Raw genomic sequence first — 22855 nt, 5'->3', positions numbered from 1 at the left:
AACACATTGCTATGGTTATAAAGGCGCAGAGTCCAGCGGGATTTGCTGAAGAGTACATTATTGAAAGCATCTGGAACAGCCGCTTTCCCCCGGGGTCGATTCTTCCTGCTGAGCGTGAGCTTTCTGAATTGATCGGGGTGACACGTACGACCCTGCGTGAAGTGCTGCAGCGCCTGGCGCGTGATGGCTGGCTGACGATTCAGCACGGTAAACCGACCCGGGTGAACGATTTCTGGGAGACTTCTGGCCTGAATATCCTCGAAACCCTGGCGCGTCTCGACCACGACAGCGTGCCGGTGCTGATCGACAACCTGCTGTCAGTGCGCAGCAATATCTCTTCCATCTTTATCAGCCGTGCACTGCGTCATCATCCTGACAAGGCGCGTGAGGTGCTGGAGACGGTCGATGCGACGGCCGACCAGGCGGATGCCTATACCGAACTCGACTATCGCGTCTTCCGCGGTCTGGCATTTGCTTCAGGCAACCCGATTTATGGTCTGATCCTCAACGGCCTGAAAGGGCTCTACACCCGCGTGGGACGTCACTACTTCTCAAATCCCGAAGCCCGTCAGGTGGCGCGTGATTTTTATCTGACGCTGCTGGCGCTGTGTGACACATCGCCGGGACAGGATGAGATTGTGGAGGTGGTGCGCAACTACGGTCGCCGCAGCGGTGAAATCTGGCACAGCATGCAGAAGAATCTGCCTGACGATCTCGGCAATAAACGATAAAAAAACCGGACATCGCGTCCGGTTTTTTATGCGGTCAGAGTGAGGTATTTCGCGGCGGGTTGCGGTCCAGCAGCTCAACGCTGCCATCCTCATTCTGTTGCTCCAGAATCACATCAAATCCCCACAGCCGATGCACGTGCTTCAGCACTTCTCGGCGGCTCTTGTCCAGCGGCGTGCGGCTCTGCGGTACATAGCGCAGGGTCAGCGAACGGTCACCGCGCAGATCGACATTATAAACCTGAATATTGGGTTCGAGATTGCTCAGATTGTACTGGGCGGAGAGCTGCTGGCGAATCGCCCGATAGCCGGCCTCATCGTGAATGGCGGCGATTTCGAGATAGTTGTTGCGGTCATCATCCAGCACGGTAAACAGCCGGAAGTCGCGCATCACCTTCGGCGACAGGAACTGGCTGATGAAGCTCTCATCCTTAAACTCGCGCATCGCAAAATGGAGCGTATCCAGCCAGTCAGAACCCGCAATATCCGGGAACCAGTAGCGATCCTCTTCGGTAGGGGACTGACAGATACGCTTGATATCCTGCATCATCGCGAAGCCCAGAGCATAGGGGTTAATGCCGTTATACCACTGGCTGTTGTAGGGCGGCTGATAGACCACATTGGTATGGCTGTGCAGAAACTCCATCATGAAGCGTTCCGACACTTTACCTTCGTCATAGAGGTGATTAAGGATGGTGTAGTGCCAGAAGGTTGCCCAGCCCTCATTCATCACCTGAGTCTGCTTCTGCGGATAGAAATACTGGCTCACCTTGCGCACAATGCGCAGGATCTCACGCTGCCACGGCTCCAGCAGCGGCGCATTCTTCTCCATGAAATAGAGCAGGTTCTCCTGCGGCTCAGAAGGGTAGCGTGCGGCTTCGAACGTGACTGCCTCTTTTTCACGCCGCGGCAGCGTGCGCCAGAGCGTGTTCACCTGACTCTGCAGATACTCCTCCCGGCTTTTCTGGCGGGCTTTCTCCTCCTGCAGGGAGATCTTCTGCGGGCGTTTATAGCGATCCACGCCATAATTCATTAAGGCGTGGCAGGAGTCGAGCAGCCGCTCCACCTCTTCAACGCCATAGCGCTCTTCGCAGTCACTGATATAGTTTTTGGCAAACAGCAGGTAATCGACAATCGATCCGGCATCCGTCCAGCTACGGAACAGGTAGTTATTTTTGAAGAAAGAGTTATGACCATAGCAGGCATGTGCCATCACCAGCGCCTGCATGGTCATGGTGTTCTCTTCCATCAGGTAGGCGATGCAGGGATTGGAGTTGATGACAATCTCATAGGCCAGGCCCTGCTGACCGTGCTTATAGCGCTGCTCGGTTTCGATAAACTTTTTGCCGAATGACCAGTGTGAATAGTTGATTGGCATGCCGACGCTGGAATAGGCATCCATCATCTGTTCAGAGGTAATCACTTCGATTTGGTGCGGGTAGGTATCCAGACGGTAGAGCTTCGCGACGCGGTCGATCTCCGCTAAGTAGACATCAAGCAGTTCGAATGTCCAGTCTGGTCCGTCATTGAGTCGTTTGCTGTCTCTGATGGCTTCGTCAAAGATTGTCGTCATAGCGCACCTCTTTGTGGCAAACCGGCTGACCCGAAAGACAACCCGTTCTGGTTATTTAAGGCTTCATCCTGAAAAAGGGAACCCGAAAAAAACTGAGCGAACACAACAATGATAGCCCACTGTCGCCTATCCGAAATGCGAACTCAAATGAAATCTTTGGCACAAAATCATTAAGTGTGAGGCAAAAGGGAATTTAACCGTTTTTAATTCGAACCATTAGCCAGATGGCAGGATAAAGTCCTGTTTATAAGTGGAATGTATGAGGTTGAATGATTCTCCTGCCATGCGCAGATTTAACTGCCTTTGTTGTCATTTATTTCTGCTTTTAAGGAATAAGGCGCATAAAGCGCTGAAATTCATCGTGCAGCAAGATTTTAGTTACCTGAAAAGTGAAAAAGATGTGAAATGGATGCTGTGATTTCGGGGTGGTGTCCGCTGCGGTGATCCGCTGACTATCATCTTCTGAACAGTGAATTATGCTTTTAGACGTTGGATGGGGAAACTATGCACGTAGTGATTCTTGGAAGTGGGGTTGTCGGCGTAGCCAGTGCCTGGTATCTGGCGCGAGCCGGACATCAGGTCACCGTCATCGATCGTCAGCCTGCCGCGGCGATGGAAACCAGCGCGGGCAATGCCGGTCAGATCTCGCCAGGTTATGCCGCCCCCTGGGCCGCGCCAGGCGTGCCGCTGAAAGCGGTAAAGTGGATGTTCCAGCGCCACGCGCCGCTGGCTATCCGGCTGGATGGCAGCAGCTTTCAGCTGGAGTGGATGTGGCACATGCTGCGCAACTGCGACATCAACCACTATCAGCAGAATAAAAGCCGCATGGTGCGGATTGCCGAATACAGCCGGGACTGCCTGAAAGCGCTGCGGAGTGAAACCGGCATCGCCTATGAAGGTCGTCAGGGCGGAACGCTGCAGCTGTTCCGCACCCAGCAACAGTTTGACAGCGCCAGCAAGGATATTGCGGTGCTGCGTGACGCGGGGGTGCCTTATGAACTGCTGCAGGCCGATGAGCTGTCACGCGTGGAACCTGCACTGGCGGCAACCCGGCATAAACTCACCGGTGGATTACGTCTCCCCAACGATGAAACCGGCGACTGTCAGCTCTTTACCCAGCGGCTGGCAAAGATGGCCGAAGAGGCGGGCGTGGTATTCCGCTTCAACACCCCGGTCGATCATCTGCTGCGCGACGGAAATCGCATTTATGGCGTGAAGTGCGGTGATGAGATCATCAAAGCAGACAGCTATGTGGTGGCCTTTGGCTCTTACTCCACGGCGCTGCTGAAGAACGTTCTGAGCATCCCGGTTTATCCGCTCAAGGGTTATTCACTCACCATTCCAATCAAAAATCCCGACGCCGCACCGGTTTCCACCATCCTCGATGAAACCTACAAAGTGGCGGTGACTCGGTTTGACGATCGCATCCGCGTTGGCGGGATGGCAGAGATTGTTGGTTTTAACACCAAACTGACCGAAGCGCGGCGGGAAACGCTGGAGATGGTGGTCAGTGATCTCTATCCTGAAGGCGGTCATCTTGCACAGGCGAGTTTCTGGACCGGTTTACGTCCGATGACGCCAGACGGTACGCCAATTGTTGGCGCCACCCCCATCTCTAATCTCTGGCTCAACACCGGTCACGGAACGCTGGGCTGGACGATGGCGTGTGGTTCAGGGCAGTTACTGGCCGATCTGATCTCCGGTAAAACGCCGGCGATTGCGGCGGATGACTTAGCGGTATTCCGCTACTTACCTGGTTTCGCGGCGACCTCATCGCCGCTGCGTAACGCCAGCGCAACTCGTTAAGTATTCAGGGAGAGAGAGGATGTCACGTCCGATTGTCGCGACCATCAACCCGGAGGCGTTACGTCATAACCTGGCTATCGTGCGCCAGGCCGCCCCCGCATCCCGCGTCTGGTCAGTGGTTAAAGCCAATGCTTACGGCCACGGTATTGATCGGGTACGCGAGCCGCTATCTGACACCGATGGCTTCGCGCTGCTCAATATGGAAGAGGCGATCCTGCTGCGCGAGCGCGGCTGGAACAAACCGATTCTGCTGCTGGAAGGCTTTTTCAGGCCGGAAGATTTGCAGCTGATCGACCGCTATCGCCTGACCACCAGCGTTCACAGTAACTGGCAGATCAAAGCGCTGGCGAACGCCAGACTCTCAGCGCCGGTGGATATCTATCTTAAGGTCAACAGCGGGATGAACCGGCTCGGATTTCGGCCGGAACAGGTCAGCGGAGCCTGGCAGAGCCTGCGTGCGCTGAGCAACACAGGCGAGATGACGCTGATGGCGCATTTTGCCGACGCCGAAAACCCCGAGGGACTGATTGCGCCCATGCAGCGCATTGAGCAGGCGGCAGAAGGACTCAACTGTCCGCGGTCGCTCTCCAACTCCGCCTGTACGCTGTGGCATCCCGAAGCGCATTTCGACTGGGTTCGCCCGGGTATCGTGCTCTATGGTGCGTCACCCAGCGGCGACTGGCAGGATATCGCGGGCAGCGGCCTGAAACCGGTGATGACGTTAAGTAGTGAGATCATCGCCGTGCAGCAGTTGCAGGCGGGCGACGGGGTCGGCTACGGCTACCGCTATCATGCCAGCGCCGCGCAGCGGATTGGCGTGGTCGCCTGTGGTTATGCCGACGGCTATCCACGGCATGCCCCGACCGGCACCCCTGTCTGCGTCGACGGCGTGATGACCCAGGTTGTCGGCGCGGTGTCGATGGATATGATCACGGTGGATCTGACCCCCTGTCCCCAGGCGGGAATCGGCTCAGCGGTTGAGCTGTGGGGCGAGCAGGTGAAAATCGATCAGGTGGCGAAAGCAGCCGGAACGGTAGGGTACGAGCTGATGTGTGCGCTGGCACCCCGCGTTCCGGTCACCCTCAGCTAAGCGCGGTCAGACTGCCGCGCATTTTTCTGCTGCAGCGCCAGGCGATAAAGGCCAGCGCTGCACCCATCAGCATCATCAGACTCAGTGACAGCTTCTCCGCCACCGGCAGTGTGACAACAATCAGGCTGCCTGCGGCACCGCCCGCCATCTGAATAAATCCCTGTAACGCCGACGCCACACCCGCCTGCTGCTGGTAAGGCTCCAGCGCATAGCTGGTGGCCGGGCCGACGGTGAAGGCCAGACCGGCAACAGAAACCGCCACCGGGAACATGTAGAGCGCCCAGTGCGTCTGCATCGCCGCCGGGAAGATCTGCATCCCGGCAACCAGCAGCACCGCGCCCAGCAGCATGGTGAAGAACCCCATCGCCAGGCAGAAAGGCCGGCCCGCCTTGCGAATCGCTTTATTGACGAACATGCTGACAAACATGATCCAGAAACCATTTGCGCCAAAAGCAAAGGAGAACTGGATCGGCGTCAGCCCGCCTTCGGTCATCAGCACCTGAGGTGCCAGCGATACGTAGGTCAGCACCATGCCCAGTGCACCGGCATTGGCGAACGCAAACGCCAGAAAGCGTGGCTGACGCAGGATGGCGGCGTACTGCTTCACCGGTAAGCCTTTTACCCGCAGGGTATCTGCCGGACGCGTCTCGGGCAGGCCAATCAGCACCAGCAGCGTAATCACTAAACCATAGGCGCAGAGGAACCAGAAGGGCGCGCGCCAGCCGAAGTCGCTGGCCAGCAGGCCGCCCAGCAGCGGGGCCAGCGCCGGGACAATGTTCAGTGCGCCATTCAGAAAGCCGTAAGCGCGGGCAGCGGCATCGCCACTGAGGCGGTCACGCACGCCGCTGAAGGCGACGACCGCGCTGCAGCAGACGCCGCAGCCCTGCACCAGACGGGCAATCACGAACAGCGGGAAGGAGGTGGCGGTGGCGGCAATCACACTGCCGGCGATGTAAAGCGCCAGCCCCAGCAGGGCGATGGGCTTACGGCCATAATTGTCCACCAGCGGCCCGGTCACCAGCTGTCCCAGCCCCATCACCAGCAGAAAGAGAGGAATGGTGGTCTGCACCAGACTGACCGGGGTATTCAGCCCTTCAGCAATCTGCGGCAGCGTGGGCAAATAGAGGTCAATGCCTAAGGGTGCCAGCAGCACCAGGCTTAATAACAATAAAGTAAATTTTTGCATAACAACCAGAGGGTAAACGTTCTGTTAAAAAACGAGCCGAAGAGGGTAATGATTCAGAGGGGAAAAAGAAAGCGTAAGCTGTGCGGAAAGTGCGATGCCTGCTTTTTACAGGCATCGCGGCTTTAACTCAGTAAGCGCCGTCGCGACGTAACACGACGCCTGCGGTTTTGAACAGAATGGCAATGTCGGTCCAGAGTGCCCAGTTTTTCACATACCAGGAGTCAAAGTAGACGCGGGTATCGTAGTCGATATCGTTGCGTCCGCTGACCTGCCACAGGCCGGTCATGCCGGGCTTGGCCATCAGATAGTAATCCACATCGCCGGCGTAACGCTCCAGCTCCGCCTCAATTACCGGGCGCGGGCCGACCAGGCTCATCTCACCGCGGATCACGTTCCACAGCTGCGGTAACTCGTCGAGGCTGGTTTTACGCAGGAAGCCACCGATACGGGTAATGCGCGGGTCATTCTTCAGTTTGAAATCTTTGTCCCACTCCATTCGGGCTTCTTCACTTGTCGCCAGCAGCTTCTCCAGCACCTCTTTAGAATTGGTCACCATGGAACGGAATTTCAGACATTTGAATTTTTTGCCATCCTGACCCACACGCTCATGCCCATAAATCGCATTGCCGCCATCGCGCTTCACCATAAAGCAGAGCAGGGCGAAGATCGGGCCGAGGAACAGCAGCAGCATGGAGGCGACGACAATATCAAAGGTCCGCTTCAGGAAGCGCGAAGAGTGCTTCGCCAGGTTGTTGCTGACACGCAGGATCATCACTTCATGACTGAAGATAAAGGACATGTCGGTGCCGTAGAGCGGCACGCCGCGCAGCGTCGGGATCACGGAAACCGAACGGCAGTTCATCTTCGACAGGAATTTCAGCCAGCGGTCACGCATCGGCTGCTGCTCATACTCCATGGCCACAATAAACTGCACGTTGTCGCGGTCAATGGTCTGCCAGTTGATGTCTTTCCAGGTGATTACTGGCACGCCATTGACGCTCTGCTGAGAGGGCTCATCGTCGACAGAGATAAAGGCCTGCACGTTGTAGCCCAGGATCTCCTCACTCTGCAGGGCGGCATAGGCTTCGGTTGCGTTGCGGCCGGAGCCGATGATGATGGTCTCTTTCTGCCACTGGCCCGCCCGGTTAATGGCGCGTTTGACCAGCGTTCGCATCAGCGGCAGCAGCAGCAGGGCATATGTCCAGCTGAAAACCCACACCATGCGGGAGAAGTCCCATTTCGAAAACGCGATCAGCGCGAGGTCGAGCAGTGAGAAAACAAACAGCGTTTTCACAATCTCCTTCAGCTCGAACCAGAAGGGTTTGCGATAGGTGTAGTGACGCAGACGAACCCAGAACCAGCCGGTGCACATCACGGACATAATAAACTGCGCCACAAAACGGTATTCAATCTGATGCGGGGGAATAAACGTATCCAGCTCGCCCCAAATACCCTGAATGGTTGCGGCGGATAAAAATAATGCGAGGTTGAGTGCAATCAGATCGGAAAAGCTCAGGGCGAATTTCACGATGATATTTTTACGCGTGCCGCTCCATGAGCGGCTCGGGCTATTCATTATCAATGTACTTGCCATAAAACCTGCTCTCTTTCTTAAGTAAAAGATGGCCTGACCAGAATCAGGGACGCGCTCAGGAGTGAGCCACCGAAAAATTAAAAAATAATTTTCAGTCTGTTGCAGTCAGTAAAGCCAGTACAGCTGCAAAAAAGATGAAGATTAAAGCGTGATGGTACTCACGAAATGTTGCAGCATTGAGAATGAGTATGCAGGAGATATTTGACGGCGTTAATACGGAAAAAATCTGAAAACAACAAAAGTGATTAAAGTTTTAAACGGCTAACGCCATGTAATATAAGGATAAAATAAGCAGGGGTGCAGTTATAACTAAACTGTTTAAGACGCTTTTTAGGAATTACCGCCAAATCTCGCGACTGGCGGTAGTGATAAGGCATCAGGCGGGTCTTTTTAAAATCCAGCGGTCCTGCTCTTTATCATAATGACCAATCTGCAGATCCACCGGTTTTCCATCAATCCACGCCGGTACGCTGGTATCGCGATCCCAGCCGTCGAGTTGGGTAATTAAGCCGGGATTGGTGTGACAGGGAATGCTGACGGTGTCAGGGTGCTCACCGTCAAGATCGGCATCAACAATCTCATAACGACCAATTTTAACCACGTGTCCCATTCATTTCTCCCGTTTTTTCTGGCACAGAGCTGTAAGCTTAGCGTATCAACAGAAAATAACGTGGCTGAATGATTAGGATTATTCCTTCTCTTCTGCCGGCCGGACACCAATTTTCACGATACGATTATCCTCTTTTTCCGCCACGGTCCAGGTCAGCTCATTCCACTCAACCTGATCCCCGACCACGGGCGCGCCACCCAGCATGCCCAGCATCAGCTGTCCCAGCGACTGCTGATCGTTGGTGCTCTCATCCAGTTCCAGCCCGTAGATCTGCGCGACGTCGCGGAGACGTGCTTCTGCATCCAGAATAAAGTCACCAAAGAACCGCTGGTCGAGCGAAACTGGCGGCGACTGACTGAACATTTTGCCCAGGGCTGGCAGATCGCGCTCACGGCCAATCACGCAGATCACATCGTTCTCTCTGAGGCGTGTCCCGCCGTTGGGATGCATCAGCACATTGTCACGAAACAGGGCGGCGATGCGGGTCTCGCGCGGCATCTTCAGATCGCGCAGCGCAGCCCCGATACACCACTTGTCGGCGCTGAGCTGATAAACAAACTGCTCCCACGGATTCTCCGGATGGATATCCAGACCGATACGGCTGATGGGTGAGGCCGTCGGCGGCACCACCACCTTGGCTTTTTTTGCCGCAAAGCCCAGCGAGGTTCCCTGCAACATCAGCGAGACCAGCACCACAAAGAAGGCGATGTTGAAATAGAGTGAGGCGTTTTCTAATCCGGCCATCATCGGGAACACCGCCAGGATAATCGGCACCGCTCCGCGTAACCCGACCCAGCTGATAAAGAAGCGTTCACGGGTGGTAAAACTGCGGAACGGCAGCAGGCCAACAAATACCGACAGGGGGCGCGCCACCAGAATCAGCCACAGTGAGAGGATCATCGCCGGCACGGCGATGTGCCACAAGTCGGAAGGGGTGACCAGCAGCCCCAGCACAATGAACATGCCTATCTGGCTCAGCCACGCCATACCATCAAAGGTCTGCAGAATACCGTGGCGGTTGCGAATCGGGCTGTTGCCGAGTAAAAAGCCGCACAGATAGACCGCCAGAATGCCGCTGCCCTCCAGTACGGTGGTCAGCGCGAACACCAGAATGCCGCCACTCAGCGCCAGCAGCGGATAGAGGCCACCCGCCAGGCTGATGCGGTTAATCAGCTGCTGCAGCGCCCAGCCGCCGCCCAGGCCCAGCACGATCCCCAGCCCGAACTGCTGCACCAGGTGCACCAGAAACATCCAGTCAAGCCCGCTGCGACCCTGTTCGATCATCTCAATCAGGGTGATGGTCAGAAACACCGCCATCGGGTCGTTGCTGCCGGACTCGATTTCCAGTGTCGAGCTGACGCGCTCGTTCAGGCCCTTATCACCCAGCAGGGAGAAGACCGCGGCGGCATCCGTGGAGCCGATAATCGCGCCAATCAGGAATCCCTGCATCATATCCAGCTTAAACAACCAGGCGGCAACCACACCGGTTAAGCCGGCGGTTATCATGACGCCGATGGTGGCCAGCGACAGCGCGGGCCCCAGCGCGACCTTAAACGAGCTGGCTTTGGTGCGCATACCACCATCCAGCAGGATGATTGCCAGCGCCAGGTTGGAAATCAGATAGGCCGCCGGATAGTTATCAAAGGCGATGCCTCCGATACCATCGACCCCGGTCAGCATACCCAGCGCAAGGAAGATGACCAGAATAGGAATGCCCAGCCTGGATGAGAAAGAGCTGAGCAGAATGCTCGATGCGACCAGCACGGAACCGATGATAAACAGACTGTAGACGATAGTGTGGTTCAAACCCGGTCTCCTGAGATATGACGGTGCGATGCCCAAGCGGTGATAAATATCCATGCTATCTCTGAAAGATAATGGTTTATCAAGGAGTTGTCATTGTGAAAATGCACATTATACGAATTGCTTAAACGTATACGGAATCAGATTAATGTGAAGAATGAGGGGGTTGGCAGGCAAGGGGAGGAAAACAGGTTGTTTTAACAGGTTATTCAGCTGATAAAAAAAGCCGGTGGTTAACCGGCTTCGTGTAAAAAAGAGCGTCACTCTGCAATGTCTGCGAATCAGGCTTCCGTGGCCTGTTTGTGAAACAGTGAACGAAACACCGGGTAGATATCTTCCGGTTCACGGATGTGCTCAATTGCAAAGTTGTCGAACATCGCCTGCAGATGCTCATATTCGCGCCACAGCGTCTGATGGGCACGGCGGGTGATTTCGATATAACTGTAATAGCGCACCACCGGCAGAATGTGCTTCGCCAGAATCTCATGACAGAGGGGCGAATCGTCGGCCCAGTTATCGCCATCGGACGCCTGCGCCGCATAGATGTTCCACTGCGCCGGGTCATAGCGATCCTTCACCACCTCATCCATCAGTTTCAGCGCACTGGAGACGATGGTTCCGCCCGTCTCCTGCGAGTAGAAGAACTCCTGCTCATCCACCTCTTTCGCCTGGGTGTGGTGACGGATGTAGACCACATCGACGTTCTTGTAGGTGCGGCTCAGGAACAGGTAGAGCAGGATATAGAAGCGTTTCGCCATATCCTTGGTCGCCTGATCCATGGAGCCGGAGACATCCATCAGACAGAACATCACCGCCTGGCTGGAAGGCTCCGGGCGCTTCTCAAAGTTTTTGTAGCGCAGGTCGAAGGTGTCGATAAAGGGCACCCGCTCAATGCGGGCCCGCAATTCGGCAATCTCTTTACGCAGCCGCTCCTCCTCCAGCAGCTGTGCCGGTTCGGTGTTCTCCACCTGCAGAAGCGTCTCTTCCAGTTCGTGCAGCATCCGGCGTTTGCCCGCCGTCATCGCCGTACGCCGCGCCAGCGAGTTCTGCAGCGAGCGCACCACGCTGATATTGGCGGGTACGCCGTTAGAGGTAAAACCCGCCCGGTGGGTCTTATACTCGTTCAGCTGACGATGCTGGTTGCGGCGCAGGTTAGGCAGGGCGAGGTCTTCAAACAGCAGGTCGAGATACTCATCTTTCGAGATCTGAAAGACAAACTCATCCTGACCTTCACCATCCTGACTGGCATTGCCCTGACCACTGCCGCCACCGCTGCCCCCACCCTGAGGCCGTTCGATGCGGTCATTCTGCACAAAATGGTCGTTACCCGGATGGACCCGATGGCGATTTCCGCCCCGTCCCTGATGGAAGATCGGCTCATTGATGTCGTCAATCGGGATTGAGACAGACTCACCGCTGCTGACGTCGGTCACCGAGCGTTTATTGATGGCCTCGGAGATCGACTGCTTGATTTGTGACTTGTAACGGCGCAAGAAACGCTGGCGGTTGACCGCGCTCTTGTTTTTGCCGTTCAGCCGGCGATCGATGAAATAGGCCATGGTATTCCCCCAAACTGCATTGTAAGCAGGCCGGGCGAACCCGACCTGTGGTGCCGGTCTGACAACCCGGCATGCTTACAGACTCTTATCAGGACGACTTGCGCACTCGCAGATACCACTCACAGAGCAGGCGAACCTGTTTGCGGGTATAGCCTTTTTCCATCATGCGATCGACAAAATCATCATGCTTTTTCTGCTCATCGGTAGAGGTCTTGGTGTTGAACGAGATGACCGGCAGTAACTCTTCCGTGTTCGAGAACATCTTTTTCTCGATGACGGTGCGTAATTTTTCGTAACTGGTCCAGTTCGGATTACGACCGTTATTGTGTGCCCTGGCACGCAGCACGAAGTTCACGATCTCGTTACGGAAATCTTTCGGGTTACTGATCCCGGCGGGCTTCTCAATCTTCTCCAGCTCCGCGTTGAGCGATTCACGATCGAACAGCTGTCCGGTATCGGGATCGCGGTACTCCTGATCCTGAATCCAGAAGTCGGCGTAAGTAACGTAACGGTCAAAGATGTTCTGACCATATTCAGAGTAGGATTCCAGATAGGCGGTCTGAATCTCCTTGCCGATGAACTCAGCATACTTAGGAATCAGATAGCCTTTAAGGTGCTCAAGGTACTTCTCAGCCTGCTCCTGCGGGAACTGCTCACGTTCAATCTGCTGCTCCAGCACATAGAAGAGATGGACCGGGTTAGCCGCCACTTCTGTGTGGTCAAAGTTAAACACCCGCGACAGAATCTTAAAGGCAAAGCGGGTCGACAGGCCGTTCATTCCCTCATCCACACCGGCGTAGTCGTGATACTCCTGCCACGACTTCGCTTTCGGGTCGGTATCTTTCAGGCTTTCACCATCGTAGACCCGCATTTTGGAGTAGATGCTGGAGTTCTCCGGATCTTTCAGACGCGACAGGATGGAGAAGCGGGCCAGCGTTTCCAGCGTACCGGGCGCACAGGGCGAGGTGGCCAGCTCACTGTGGTTCAGCAGCTTGTCATAAATCTTGATCTCTTCAGAGACGCGCAGGCAGTAAGGCACCTTAACGATGTAGACACGGTCAAGGAACGCCTCGTTGTTTTTGTTGTTGCGGAAGGTGACCCATTCGGATTCATTGGAGTGCGCCAGAATGATGCCGTTGAAGGGCAGCGCCGAAATTCCTTCGGTGCCGTTGTAGTTCCCCTCCTGAGTGGCGGTCAGTAACGGATGCAGCACCTTGATCGGCGCTTTAAACATCTCCACGAACTCCATAATCCCCTGGTTGGCGCGGCAGAGGGCACCGGAATAGCCATAAGCATCCGGATCGTTCTGCGCGTGGTTCTCCAGTTTACGGATGTCCACTTTACCCACCAGCGCGGAGATATCCTGGTTGTTCTCATCACCCGGTTCGGTTTTCGCGATGGCCAGCTGTTCCAGGATGGATGGCCAGACTTTTACCACCTTAAAACGGGAGATATCGCCACCGAAATCGTGCAGCCGTTTAGCCGCCCACGGCGACATGATAGTGCCCAGGTAACGACGCGGTACGCCATACTCTTTCTCAAGGATGTGCGCATCTTCCTGCGGGTTAAACAGGCAAAGAGGGTGATCGTTTACCGGACTGCGCTCGCCGTCGGCGCTCAGCACATAGATGGGCACCCGCTGCATCAGCGACTTGAGTCGTTCTGCCAGTGACGATTTACCGCCACCGACCGGGCCGAGCAGATAGAGTATCTGTTTCTTCTCTTCCAGTCCCTGGGCGGCATGTTTCAGGTAAGAGACAATCTGTTCAATCGCCTCCTCCATACCGTAGAACTCCTCAAACGCCGGATAGCGTCCCATCACACGATTGGAGAATATTCTGGAAAGGCGTGGCTCCTGAGCAGTGTCGACCATTACCGGCTCTCCGATAGCCATTAACAGTCGTTCTGCAGCGTTGGCGTATGCACTGCGATCCTGCTTACAGATGGCAAGAAATTCCTGCAGTGTGAACTCTTCGTCCTTGGCAGCTTCATAACGCTGACGATAGTGATCGAATATATTCATAGCGATGCCCGTCCTTTCGTTTTTAGCACAGGTAAGGAGCGTAATTAGAGGCTTGTAGCAGCTCCCGGAAGATATTCTCTGTTGAGTACAGCAACCCTTATGCCAACCTGATCTTTTTTATCGGGATACACAACGTTTGTGGTTACTCTGCTCGTCCAAACTCTTTGCTGTTACTTCTAACTGTAGATGGCTTCTAAGAAATTTCCTCCGTGGGTTTGCGTGAATGCGGGGAAGATCAACGGCAATTTTGATTTGTTGTGAGATGGGTTCAACTGACTGAAGCATTAACTTAACGTACTTTTAACCTTTAATGCCACCTGCATCGGTAACTGACTTAAAGGATTTTGATATAAGTTAATCCAGCGGTAAAAAACCGTTAGACTTAGGGTTTGATTGTTATATTTATGGAATGAATAAATTGTGAACCAATTCAAATTTAAGACGCTTGTTGCCCTTCTGCCCTGTTATTTACTTACCGGGCAGGCGAGTGCCGATCCGCTTTCTCTGGGGGCATCGGTCATCTACGCAGAGTCACCCTATCGCGGCGGACAGGACCGGTATCTTCCGGTTCCGGTGATCAACTACGAAGGTGAAAACTTCTGGTTCCGCAGCCTGCAGGGTGGTTACTACCTGTGGAAAGATCAGCAGAATCAGCTGTCGCTGACCCTGCTGGGGTCACCGCAGGAGTACAAACCCAGCGACAACGATCTGGGCGATATGAAAGGACTGGATAAGCGCCGCATGACGCTGATGGGCGGTGCCACTTACCGTCACACGGCAGACTGGGGGATTGTCCGCACCGCGTTGCTGGGTGATGTGCTGAACAACAGCAATGGTGTCATCTGGGACCTGACCTATCTCTATCGCTTCCAGATGGGCGACTTCAGCCTGACGCCAGGCATCGGTGCCATGTGGAACAGTGCCAATCAGAACCGTTATTACTACGCTGTCTCCGGTCATGAGAGCGCCCGGACCGGCATCAGTCGTTATAATCCGGATGACAGCTGGTCACCTTATGTTGAGCTGAGCGCCAGCTATCAGATTGACACGCAGTGGAACGTCGGAGTAGTAGGGCGTTACACCCGCTTTGACAGCGAAATCAAAGACAGCCCGATGATTGATAAAAGCGGGCAGGCGACGGTCTGGACCGGCGTCAGCTACAGCTTCTAAGTATGCACTAAAAGAGGGCGTTTACCGCCCTCTGTTCTTTTACAGGGCCCCGTAATGGGGTAAGGGAAGAGAATGCGCAACAGAATGACGTTTGCCGGCCATGCGTCGCTGCCGGTTATTGGTCAGGGCAGCTGGTTTATGGGTGAAAATCCGTCGCAGCGTGCCCGTGAAGTCGCTGCCCTGCAGGCCGGACTCGACTGCGGGTTACGGCTGATCGATACGGCCGAAATGTATGCGGATGGCGGCGCAGAAGAGGTCGTCGGTGAGGCGCTGCGCGGCCGCCGCGATCAGGCCCTGCTGGTCTCCAAAGTCTATCCCTGGAATGCAGGTCACTCGGATGCGATTGAAGCCTGCGAGCGCAGTCTGCGCCGGTTACAGACGGATTACCTCGACCTCTACCTGCTGCACTGGCGCGGAAATATTCCACTGGAAGAGACACTGCGCGTGATGGAAACGCTGCAGCAGCAGGGCAAGATTCGTTTCTGGGGGGTGTCAAACTTCGATACAGATGACATGGCCGAACTGTGGGATGAACCCAATGGGGAACACTGTGCGACCAATCAGGTTCTCTACCATCTGGCGTCACGCGGTATTGAGTTTGATCTGTTGCCAGCCTGTCAGCAGCGTGGCGTGCCGGTGATGGCCTACTGTCCCCTGGCGCAGGCGGGTCGGCTGCGGGATACGCTCTTTACCGATCCTCTGCTGACTCAGATTGCACAGCAGAAGGGCATCAGCGTGGCGCAGCTTCTGCTGGCGTGGGTGATTCGTCAGCCTGGCGTGATCGCTATCCCTAAAGCCAGCTCTGTGGCCCACGTGCAGGAGAATGCTGCGGCGCTGGAGGTGGTGCTGACCGACGAAGAGCTTCAGCTTATCGATCGCGCCTGGCCTGCACCGCAGCATAAATTACCGCTGGATATCGTTTAGCCGATAGCCTTGTCGCTGGCGGCGGCTTTCTTTTTCAGACGGAACGTCGTGGCCAGCCGTGCCGGTTTCTCGCCCGCACTGCGCAGCGGTTTACTGATGCGCGCGGTTTCCACGCAGACCATCGTTTTATAACCCTCATTCGCCATATCGGCCATGCTACAGGAGAGTTCTACGCCGGGGTTCCAGGTGACAACGTCACTATGATGGTGATGATAAACCTCGACCTGACGCTGACCCGCTGTGTCATGAATCACCGAGCAATCTTCCGGCGCGGTGAAGATGCGGTCGATGCGGCCTGGATAACGCTGTCTGCCGTCGCTGCTGCCGGTCTCGCCGTTGTTCACTTTATCGATATAGCTGTTGCCGAGACCGGAGACCTCTACACCGCTGATATCGCTCACGCTGAAGTAGCTGTGCAGCGCCGCCGTGGCCTCATAATCACCATAGGCTTCCAGCTCAATCTCGCAATGCTCACCCAGACGGAAGCGGGCAATCAGGGTGAACTCATGTGGCCAGAGTTTCAGCGTCTGGGGATTGCTCTCCAGCACCAGCGTCAGCATCACCCCCTCGTCATTTTCGTCATGCGCGGTCAGCTTCCACGGCTGAACCCGGGCAAAACCGTGTGCCGGTTCACCAGCGGGGCCAAACCAGGGCCAGCAGATCGGCACGCCGCCGCGAATGGCTTTACCCGGTGAGAAGAGGCTCTTATCACTCAGCCAGAGCACCGGCTTTTCACCGCTGGGTTGCCAGGCGATCAGATGTGCGCCCTGCAGCGTAATTGCCGCCCGGACTTTAGGATGGCTGACGACAATGGTCGGCAATTCACCCACCTGGCGCTGCGAGAGGTAAGGGGAGATCTGCGTGACTACCGGCAGAGAAAACAGTTTGTCTTGCATGTTCGATTCCTTCCTGTGCGGATCAAAAAAAGGGCGACCGAAGTCGCCCTTATTCTCAATGATGTCTGGCTGCCTTATTTAGCAGAAACCAGTGCAATCAGGTCGAGAACTTTGTTTGAGTAGCCAGTTTCGTTGTCATACCAGGAAACCAGTTTCACAAAGTTGTCGTTCAGCGCGATACCCGCTTTAGCGTCAAACACGGAAGTCAGGACTTCGCCGTTGAAGTCGGTAGAAACCACGTCATCTTCAACGTAGCCCAGAACGTCTTTCATCTCGCCTTCTGCAGCAGCTTTAATTGCAGCACAGATTTCTTTGTAAGATGCCGCTTTTTCCAGACGCACGGTCAGGTCAACAACGGAAACGTTAGGGGTTGGAACGCGGAACGCCATACCGGTCAGTTTGCCGTTCAGCTCTGGCAGAACTTTACCAACGGCTTTCGCTGCGCCGGTTGATGAAGGGATGATGTTCTGCGATGCGCCGCGGCCGCCGCGCCAGTCTTTGTGAGACGGGCCATCAACGGTTTTCTGCGTAGCAGTGGTCGCGTGAACGGTGGTCATCAGGCCTTCAACGATACCAAACTTGTCGTTGATAACTTTTGCCAGCGGAGCCAGGCAGTTAGTGGTGCAGGATGCGTTAGAAACGATATCCTGGCCTTCATATTTGTCGAAGTTTGCACCACGAACAAACATTGGGGTGTCATCTTTAGATGGACCGGTCAGAACGACTTTCTTAGCACCTGCGGTGATGTGTTTGCGTGCGGTTTCGTCGGTCAGGAAGATACCGGTTGCTTCTGCAACAACGTCAACGCCTGCTTCATCCCACTTCAGGTTAGCCGGGTCACGCTCAGCAGTAACACGGATTTTTTTACCGTTTACGATCAGTGCGCCATCCTGAACCTCTACGGTGCCGTCGAAACGACCGTGAGTAGAGTCATACTTCAGCATGTACGCCATGTAATCCGCGTCCAGCAGGTCGTTGATAGCAACGATTTCGATGTCAGAACGCTTCTGTGCAGCACGGAAAACGATGCGACCGATACGGCCGAAACCGTTGATACCTACTTTGATAGTCATATATTCCACCAGCTATTTGTTAGTGAATAAAAGGTTGCCTGTAAAATTACAAAAACCTTACCAGGCGTCAAGCGGAATCGTGTCAATTGTTGCGACAAATCAATTCGCCTGAGAGGAATTATTCGGTGCGCAACCGCTTGCGCGCCGCCAATGATATCGCGCTTCATTGAATCAATCGCCGAATATATAGGGATGCTCCGGATAAAAGGTGATCGAAGTCACAAATCCGCTTTGCGAAGGGCAGAGTGAAAGGGTGAGCACAAAAAAAGACCCGGGTTATGTTGATCATTTGTTAGAATAATAGACGAAATTTTCAGAATGGCACTGCCCGGAATCCTAAAATGGCTAAAGAGACCGCACCCGAAGCAAAAATTGCGCAGCTGACTGAAATGCAGCGCTACGTTACTCAGCATCGCGGAACGGAACCGCCTTACAGCGGCGCCCTGTTGCACAACAAGCAGGAGGGCATCTATCACTGTCTGGTGTGTGAAGCGCCCCTTTTTCTGTCAGAAACCAAATATGACTCAGGCTGTGGCTGGCCTAGCTTCTATCAGCCGGTCAGTGATGAGGCGATTCGCTATATCGAAGACAACTCTCACGGTATGCAGCGTGTGGAGATCCGCTGCGGCAGCTGTGACGCGCACCTCGGGCATGTTTTCCCGGATGGTCCGCAGCCTACCGGCGAACGCTACTGTGTAAACTCCGCCTCGCTGAATTTCACCGATGAGCAGGGCGAACAGACCAGAGGGTAAGGGCGATGAAGGAACAACTGGAAGCCATGCTGGCGTCAATGACGCCGGAAGTCTATCAGCGTCTGGCAACGGCGGTGGAGATCGGTAAGTGGCCGGACGGCGTGGCCCTGACCCAGGAGCAGCGTGACAACTGCCTGCAGCTGGTCATGATGTGGCAGGCGAGACACAACGATGCGCCGCAGCACATGACCATCGGCAAAGGGGGGGAGATGGTGATGAAGTCAAAAAAAGAGCTGAAGGAAGAGTTCGGTATTGAATCGGACGTGACCCGTATTCATCTGCACTAAAAAAAGCTGGCGTCCTGCCAGCTCTGTTTTAAATCAGAACCGCGCCCTGCGCGGTCATCTGCGCAAAGGCGATCTCGCTGTCTTCAGGATTCAGATTCACGCCGCGGCAGCCCTCTTTGACCACCTCAACGTGATAACCCAGCTCCAGTGCATCCAGCACGCTGTATTTAACGCAGTAGTCGGTCGCCAGCCCGAGCATCACCAGATGAGTGATGCCACGCTCGCGCAGCCAGCTGTCCAGCTCGGTTTTACGGCGATGACCATTGTCAAAAAAGGCGCTGTAACTGTCGACATCCTGGTCCTGACCCTTGTGGAAGGTTGCATCGAACAGCGAACGATCCAGGCCGGGGTGAAAGTCTGCACCGGCCGAGCCCTGTATGCCGTGATCCGGCCACCAGATCTGTGCCAGACCGTTCAGCTCACCCAGCGTATAGACCGGCTCACCGGAGACCGAGGCGAAACTGCCATGGTCGGCCGGATGCCAGTCCTGCAGGGCCAGCACGCATTCCCCGTTCTCGCGAAAGGCTCGCGCATAGCGATTTGCCACGTCGACCGTCTGGTCTCCCTCATGGACTGCCATCGGGCCGCCGGGGCAAAAATCGTTCTGTATATCAATAATGATGAGTGCCCGCTTCATTCTGATTCGCTCCGTAGTCAGTCTTCGGTCAGTTCGCCGCGCAGATTCTGCTGCATCCGGGCGCGGATTTGATCGGCAGAGAGATCCTGGCTGAGTAAAAAGTGTAGTTTGGTCAGTGCCGCTTCCACGGTCAGATCCGATCCGCTGATCACGCCCGCGTGTTCCAGCGCATTGCCGGTGGCGTAGCCGCCCATATTGACCTTGCCTGAAATACACTGGGTGAGGTTCACCACGACGATGCCACGTTCGCTGGCCTGTTGCAGTTCAGCCAGAAACTCTTTGTTCTGTGGCGCATTACCTACGCCATAGGAGCGGAGGATCAGCGCTTTCACCGGCTGACGCAGGAAGTTACGCACCACATCCGCAGAGATACCCGGATAGATAGTGACCACGCCAATCGGCTGCGGGGTAATGGTGTGAACTTTCAGCTCACCCTGACCGGCAGGGGCCGGCGGCGTGTTGAGGCGGCGGATATGAATACCCGCTTCCAGCAACGCCGGAAGGTTAGGCGAGGCAAAGGCGTTAAAGCCATCGGCATGCGCCTTGGTGGTCCGGTTACCGCGATAGAGCGTGTTGTTGAAAAACAGCGACACTTCGCTAATCGGATAGTTGGCCGCCACATAAAGGGAGTTCAGCAGATTCTGCTGACCGTCCGAGCGTAATTCCGCTAGCGGAATCTGCGAGCCGGTGACGATAACCGGCTTGGCCAGATTCTCCAGCATAAATGAGAGCGCGGAGGCGGTGAAGGCCATGGTGTCTGTACCATGCAGGATCACAAAGCCGTCATAGCGATCGTAGTTCTGGCGGATATCTTCAGCGATAGACTGCCAGTCCTCCGGCGTCATGTCAGAGGAGTCGATCAGCGGCTGATATTCGTGAATCGTGAAATCAGGCATTTCAGGGCGGTGGAACTCCGGCATGTCTGCCAGCTGTTGTTGCAGGTGGCCGGAAACCGGAATATAGCCCTGCGCCGAACGCTGCATACCGATTGTCCCGCCCGTGTAGGCTACATAGATATTTTTCTTTTGCATGAAAACACTCAGACTTGCCGTAAAACGCGCAGTATAAGGGGAATAGCGGGGAAAAGCAGCCCGACCAGCGGCCGGGCTGCGAGGTTTATCGCACTTCGCCGCAGTTGAGGCAGAATGCGTAACGGTTTTGCGGATCGTTGAGATGGTCCAGCAGACCCGGCTGGGCTTTCATCGCACTCATCACATCCAGCATGGGGGCGGGCAGCCAGGCCTTAAGCGTGGCAGGCAGCACGGCCTGCACTGAGGCATTCATCTGACCCAGGATCAGATCCAGGAAGCCGGGCTCATCCTGATACCAGCTTAGCTGCGGCTTGCTGACTTTGGCCAGCTCACCCGCTTTCTTCACCGCATCGTCAAAGTCACCCAGCGCATCCACCAGACCATTGGCTTTCGCATCGCTGCCGGTCCAGACGTGGCCCTGAGCAATCGCATCGATCTGTTCCGGCGTTTTATGGCGGGACTTCGCCACCAGGCCAACGAAGTTGCGGTAGCCATTTTCGATGGTCAGCTGCATCAGCTGCTGCACTTCAGCAGGCAGCGCCTTGGTGGTGGAAATATCCGCCAGCGGCGAGGTTGCGACACCATCGGTGTGAACCCCGATGCTGTCCAGGCTGTTTTCCAGGGTATTGATGACCCCGAAGATGCCAATCGAGCCGGTGAGCGTGCTGGGGTTCGCCACGATATAACTGGCAGGCGTTGAGATCCAGTAGCCGCCGGATGCGGCCATACCGCCCATCGAAACCACAATCGGTTTGCCCGCTGCCTGCGCCGCCGCCAGCTCTTCGCGAATCGCTTCAGAGGCGGTGACGCTGCCACCCGGGCTGTTCACCCGCAGAATAATCGCTTTGATTTTGGGATCGAGACGCGCATCGCGGATCTGCGCCGCCGTGGTGTCGCCACCGACGTTGCCCGGTGTCTCTTCACCATCCATGATGGCACCGCTGGCCAGCACCACGGCGATGTTGCCATCCTGCTGTGCTGAGGCGGACTTCACGCTGTAGTCATAGATGCTGACGCTGCGGTAATCGTTCGTCTGCTTATCCAGACCAAAGGTTTTTACCAGCTCCTGATCGGCCGCCGCGCGCGAGTCCAGAACATCGACCAGCTTGTTATCCAGCGCATATTGCGCGGTGTCACCTTTGACTGCATTCAACCCGGCAATAATCGCCGCCGCACCCGGGAACAGCTGTTCCGGCGTAATCTGACGATTCGCCGACACGGTGTTCAGGTAGTTCTGCCACAGCTGACCAATCCAGCGGCTGTCTGCGTCACGGGCGGCAGGGGACATATCATCACGCAGGAAAGGTTCGACCGCCGATTTGTAGGTGCCGACGCGGAAAACGTGCGAGGTCACTTTCAGCTTCTCCAGCAGGGTTTTGTAATAAAGCCCGTTGGTGGCTAAACCGTGCAGATCCACGGTGCCCTGCGGTGAGAGATAGATTCTGGTGGCGTAGCTGGCAAGGTAGTACTGCGCCTGGCTGTAGCTGTCGCCCAGAGCATAAATCGGCTTGCCGCTGTCACGAAATTCCCGCAGCGCTTTACCCACATATTGCAGTGACGGCTGATCGCCGCCCGCAAACTCACGTAAATCGAGCACCATCCCTTTGATGTTGCTGTCATCTTTCGCCTGGCGAATGGCATCGACCACATCAAACAGTGAGTTTTCCTGCAAACGGTCGCTGCTGGCGCCCAGTAACTGACGGCCAATTTTGCTGAGGCGGTTGCTCACTGAGGGTTTATCGACCAGCACACCGCTGAGATCGACTTTCAGTGCACCCTGCTGAATGGGGGCTGAACTGCTGCCTGAGCCACTGACCTGCAGCCAGATCCCTACACCCACCACAATCAACAAAATCAGGAAAATATTCAGAATGAATTCCCTGATAAAATTTAATACCCGCCAGCTCCAGCGGAACAGACCTGCGATTATTCGCCACAATGTGCGCATCAGACTCTCCATAAATATGTAGCAGGAAGTGGCCGCCGCGCGGCCCCGGCTTCCCCGACGAGCTCATCCTAAAGAGCGCCGTGTTAAAAGTCAGCAGGAAATCACCGCGCACTGTTACAAAAAATCTGGCTGTGCCAGGATGAAGGCAACAATACAGAGATCGGG

At 55.4% G+C, this 22855-nt stretch carries 19 protein-coding genes; 7 read left to right on the top strand and 12 right to left on the bottom strand.

What is annotated here, in order from left to right; genetic code table 11:
* The first annotated feature begins 11 nt into the window (after positions 1–11).
* Complete coding sequence (gene fadR / locus AC6I7A_RS10410; protein WP_009089861.1) at positions 12–731, top strand: fatty acid metabolism transcriptional regulator FadR; 720 nt, start codon at positions 12–14, stop codon at positions 729–731.
* A 34-nt stretch (positions 732–765) separates the two neighbouring features.
* Here fadR and AC6I7A_RS10405 read toward each other — a convergent pair whose 3' ends face one another.
* Entirely contained in the window at positions 766–2301 is a 1536-nt protein-coding gene (locus AC6I7A_RS10405; RefSeq protein ID WP_009089862.1) for a SpoVR family protein, read from the bottom strand.
* Positions 2302–2805: 504 nt separating this feature from the next.
* Between AC6I7A_RS10405 and AC6I7A_RS10400 the strand changes: the two genes are divergently transcribed.
* Positions 2806–4107: a D-amino acid dehydrogenase gene (locus AC6I7A_RS10400; protein WP_009089864.1), complete on the top strand. Its 1302-nt coding sequence runs from the start codon at positions 2806–2808 to the stop codon at positions 4105–4107.
* A gap of 19 nt (positions 4108–4126) precedes the next feature.
* On the top strand, positions 4127–5197 hold the full coding sequence (dadX, locus tag AC6I7A_RS10395) for a catabolic alanine racemase DadX (protein WP_009089866.1): 1071 nt from the start codon (positions 4127–4129) through the stop codon (positions 5195–5197).
* Here the strand turns inward: dadX and AC6I7A_RS10390 are convergent.
* From AC6I7A_RS10390 to yeaG, 6 genes are all read right to left on the bottom strand, one after another.
* A complete protein-coding gene (locus tag AC6I7A_RS10390; RefSeq protein WP_058957293.1) occupies positions 5190–6383 on the bottom strand; it encodes a multidrug effflux MFS transporter in 1194 nt (397 codons plus the stop codon). The two genes, dadX and AC6I7A_RS10390, sit on opposite strands and share 8 nt — an antisense overlap.
* Positions 6384–6510: 127 nt before the next feature.
* Positions 6511–7977: an undecaprenyl-phosphate galactose phosphotransferase WbaP gene (gene wbaP / locus AC6I7A_RS10385; protein ID WP_033736229.1), complete on the bottom strand. Its 1467-nt coding sequence runs from the start codon at positions 7975–7977 to the stop codon at positions 6511–6513.
* A gap of 376 nt (positions 7978–8353) precedes the next feature.
* The gene (locus AC6I7A_RS10380; protein ID WP_009089872.1) at positions 8354–8587 is read right to left on the bottom strand and encodes a DUF1480 family protein; all 234 of its coding nucleotides are present in this window, start codon (positions 8585–8587) and stop codon (positions 8354–8356) included.
* Positions 8588–8665: 78 nt separating this feature from the next.
* Complete coding sequence (locus AC6I7A_RS10375) at positions 8666–10393, bottom strand: potassium/proton antiporter (RefSeq protein ID WP_009089874.1); 1728 nt, start codon at positions 10391–10393, stop codon at positions 8666–8668.
* A 278-nt stretch (positions 10394–10671) separates the two neighbouring features.
* Positions 10672–11949: a YeaH/YhbH family protein gene (locus AC6I7A_RS10370; protein WP_058957292.1), complete on the bottom strand. Its 1278-nt coding sequence runs from the start codon at positions 11947–11949 to the stop codon at positions 10672–10674.
* Between the two features lie 88 nt (positions 11950–12037).
* Positions 12038–13972, bottom strand: coding sequence for a protein kinase YeaG (gene yeaG / locus AC6I7A_RS10365; protein ID WP_009089877.1), 1935 nt, complete (start codon positions 13970–13972; stop codon positions 12038–12040).
* Between the two features lie 420 nt (positions 13973–14392).
* On the opposite strand from yeaG, the gene AC6I7A_RS10360 reads away from it, so the two are divergent.
* Complete coding sequence (locus tag AC6I7A_RS10360; RefSeq protein ID WP_498003557.1) at positions 14393–15142, top strand: MipA/OmpV family protein; 750 nt, start codon at positions 14393–14395, stop codon at positions 15140–15142.
* 72 nt (positions 15143–15214) lie between these two features.
* Complete coding sequence (locus tag AC6I7A_RS10355; protein WP_058957290.1) at positions 15215–16066, top strand: aldo/keto reductase; 852 nt, start codon at positions 15215–15217, stop codon at positions 16064–16066.
* Here AC6I7A_RS10355 and AC6I7A_RS10350 read toward each other — a convergent pair.
* Both AC6I7A_RS10350 and gapA read right to left on the bottom strand, forming a co-directional pair.
* Positions 16063–16962, bottom strand: coding sequence for a D-hexose-6-phosphate mutarotase (locus tag AC6I7A_RS10350; protein WP_046101934.1), 900 nt, complete (start codon positions 16960–16962; stop codon positions 16063–16065). The two genes, AC6I7A_RS10355 and AC6I7A_RS10350, sit on opposite strands and share 4 nt — an antisense overlap.
* Positions 16963–17036: 74 nt before the next feature.
* On the bottom strand, positions 17037–18035 hold the full coding sequence (gene gapA, locus AC6I7A_RS10345) for a glyceraldehyde-3-phosphate dehydrogenase (RefSeq protein WP_046101933.1): 999 nt from the start codon (positions 18033–18035) through the stop codon (positions 17037–17039).
* A 341-nt stretch (positions 18036–18376) separates the two neighbouring features.
* On the opposite strand from gapA, the gene msrB reads away from it, so the two are divergent.
* Together msrB and AC6I7A_RS10335 are read left to right on the top strand one after the other, a co-directional pair.
* The gene (gene msrB / locus AC6I7A_RS10340; protein WP_046101932.1) at positions 18377–18787 is read left to right on the top strand and encodes a peptide-methionine (R)-S-oxide reductase MsrB; all 411 of its coding nucleotides are present in this window, start codon (positions 18377–18379) and stop codon (positions 18785–18787) included.
* Between the two features lie 5 nt (positions 18788–18792).
* Complete coding sequence (locus AC6I7A_RS10335) at positions 18793–19074, top strand: YeaC family protein (protein ID WP_009089887.1); 282 nt, start codon at positions 18793–18795, stop codon at positions 19072–19074.
* A 28-nt stretch (positions 19075–19102) separates the two neighbouring features.
* Here AC6I7A_RS10335 and pncA read toward each other — a convergent pair whose 3' ends face one another.
* The 3 genes from pncA to sppA all read right to left on the bottom strand — a co-directional run bounded on the left by pncA (position 19103) and on the right by sppA (position 22690).
* Positions 19103–19711 (bottom strand): bifunctional nicotinamidase/pyrazinamidase, encoded by a 609-nt coding sequence (gene pncA, locus AC6I7A_RS10330; RefSeq protein ID WP_058957288.1) that lies wholly within the window; start codon positions 19709–19711, stop codon positions 19103–19105.
* A gap of 17 nt (positions 19712–19728) precedes the next feature.
* Positions 19729–20742: an asparaginase gene (ansA, locus tag AC6I7A_RS10325; protein WP_009089890.1), complete on the bottom strand. Its 1014-nt coding sequence runs from the start codon at positions 20740–20742 to the stop codon at positions 19729–19731.
* Between the two features lie 85 nt (positions 20743–20827).
* Entirely contained in the window at positions 20828–22690 is a 1863-nt protein-coding gene (gene sppA, locus AC6I7A_RS10320; RefSeq protein ID WP_058957287.1) for a signal peptide peptidase SppA, read from the bottom strand.
* Positions 22691–22855 lie beyond the last annotated feature (165 nt).

This window comes from Type-F symbiont of Plautia stali, from assembly GCF_059731105.1.
The sequence above is the reverse complement of the archived record's forward strand: the minus strand, read 5'-3'. Positions and strand labels throughout refer to the sequence as shown.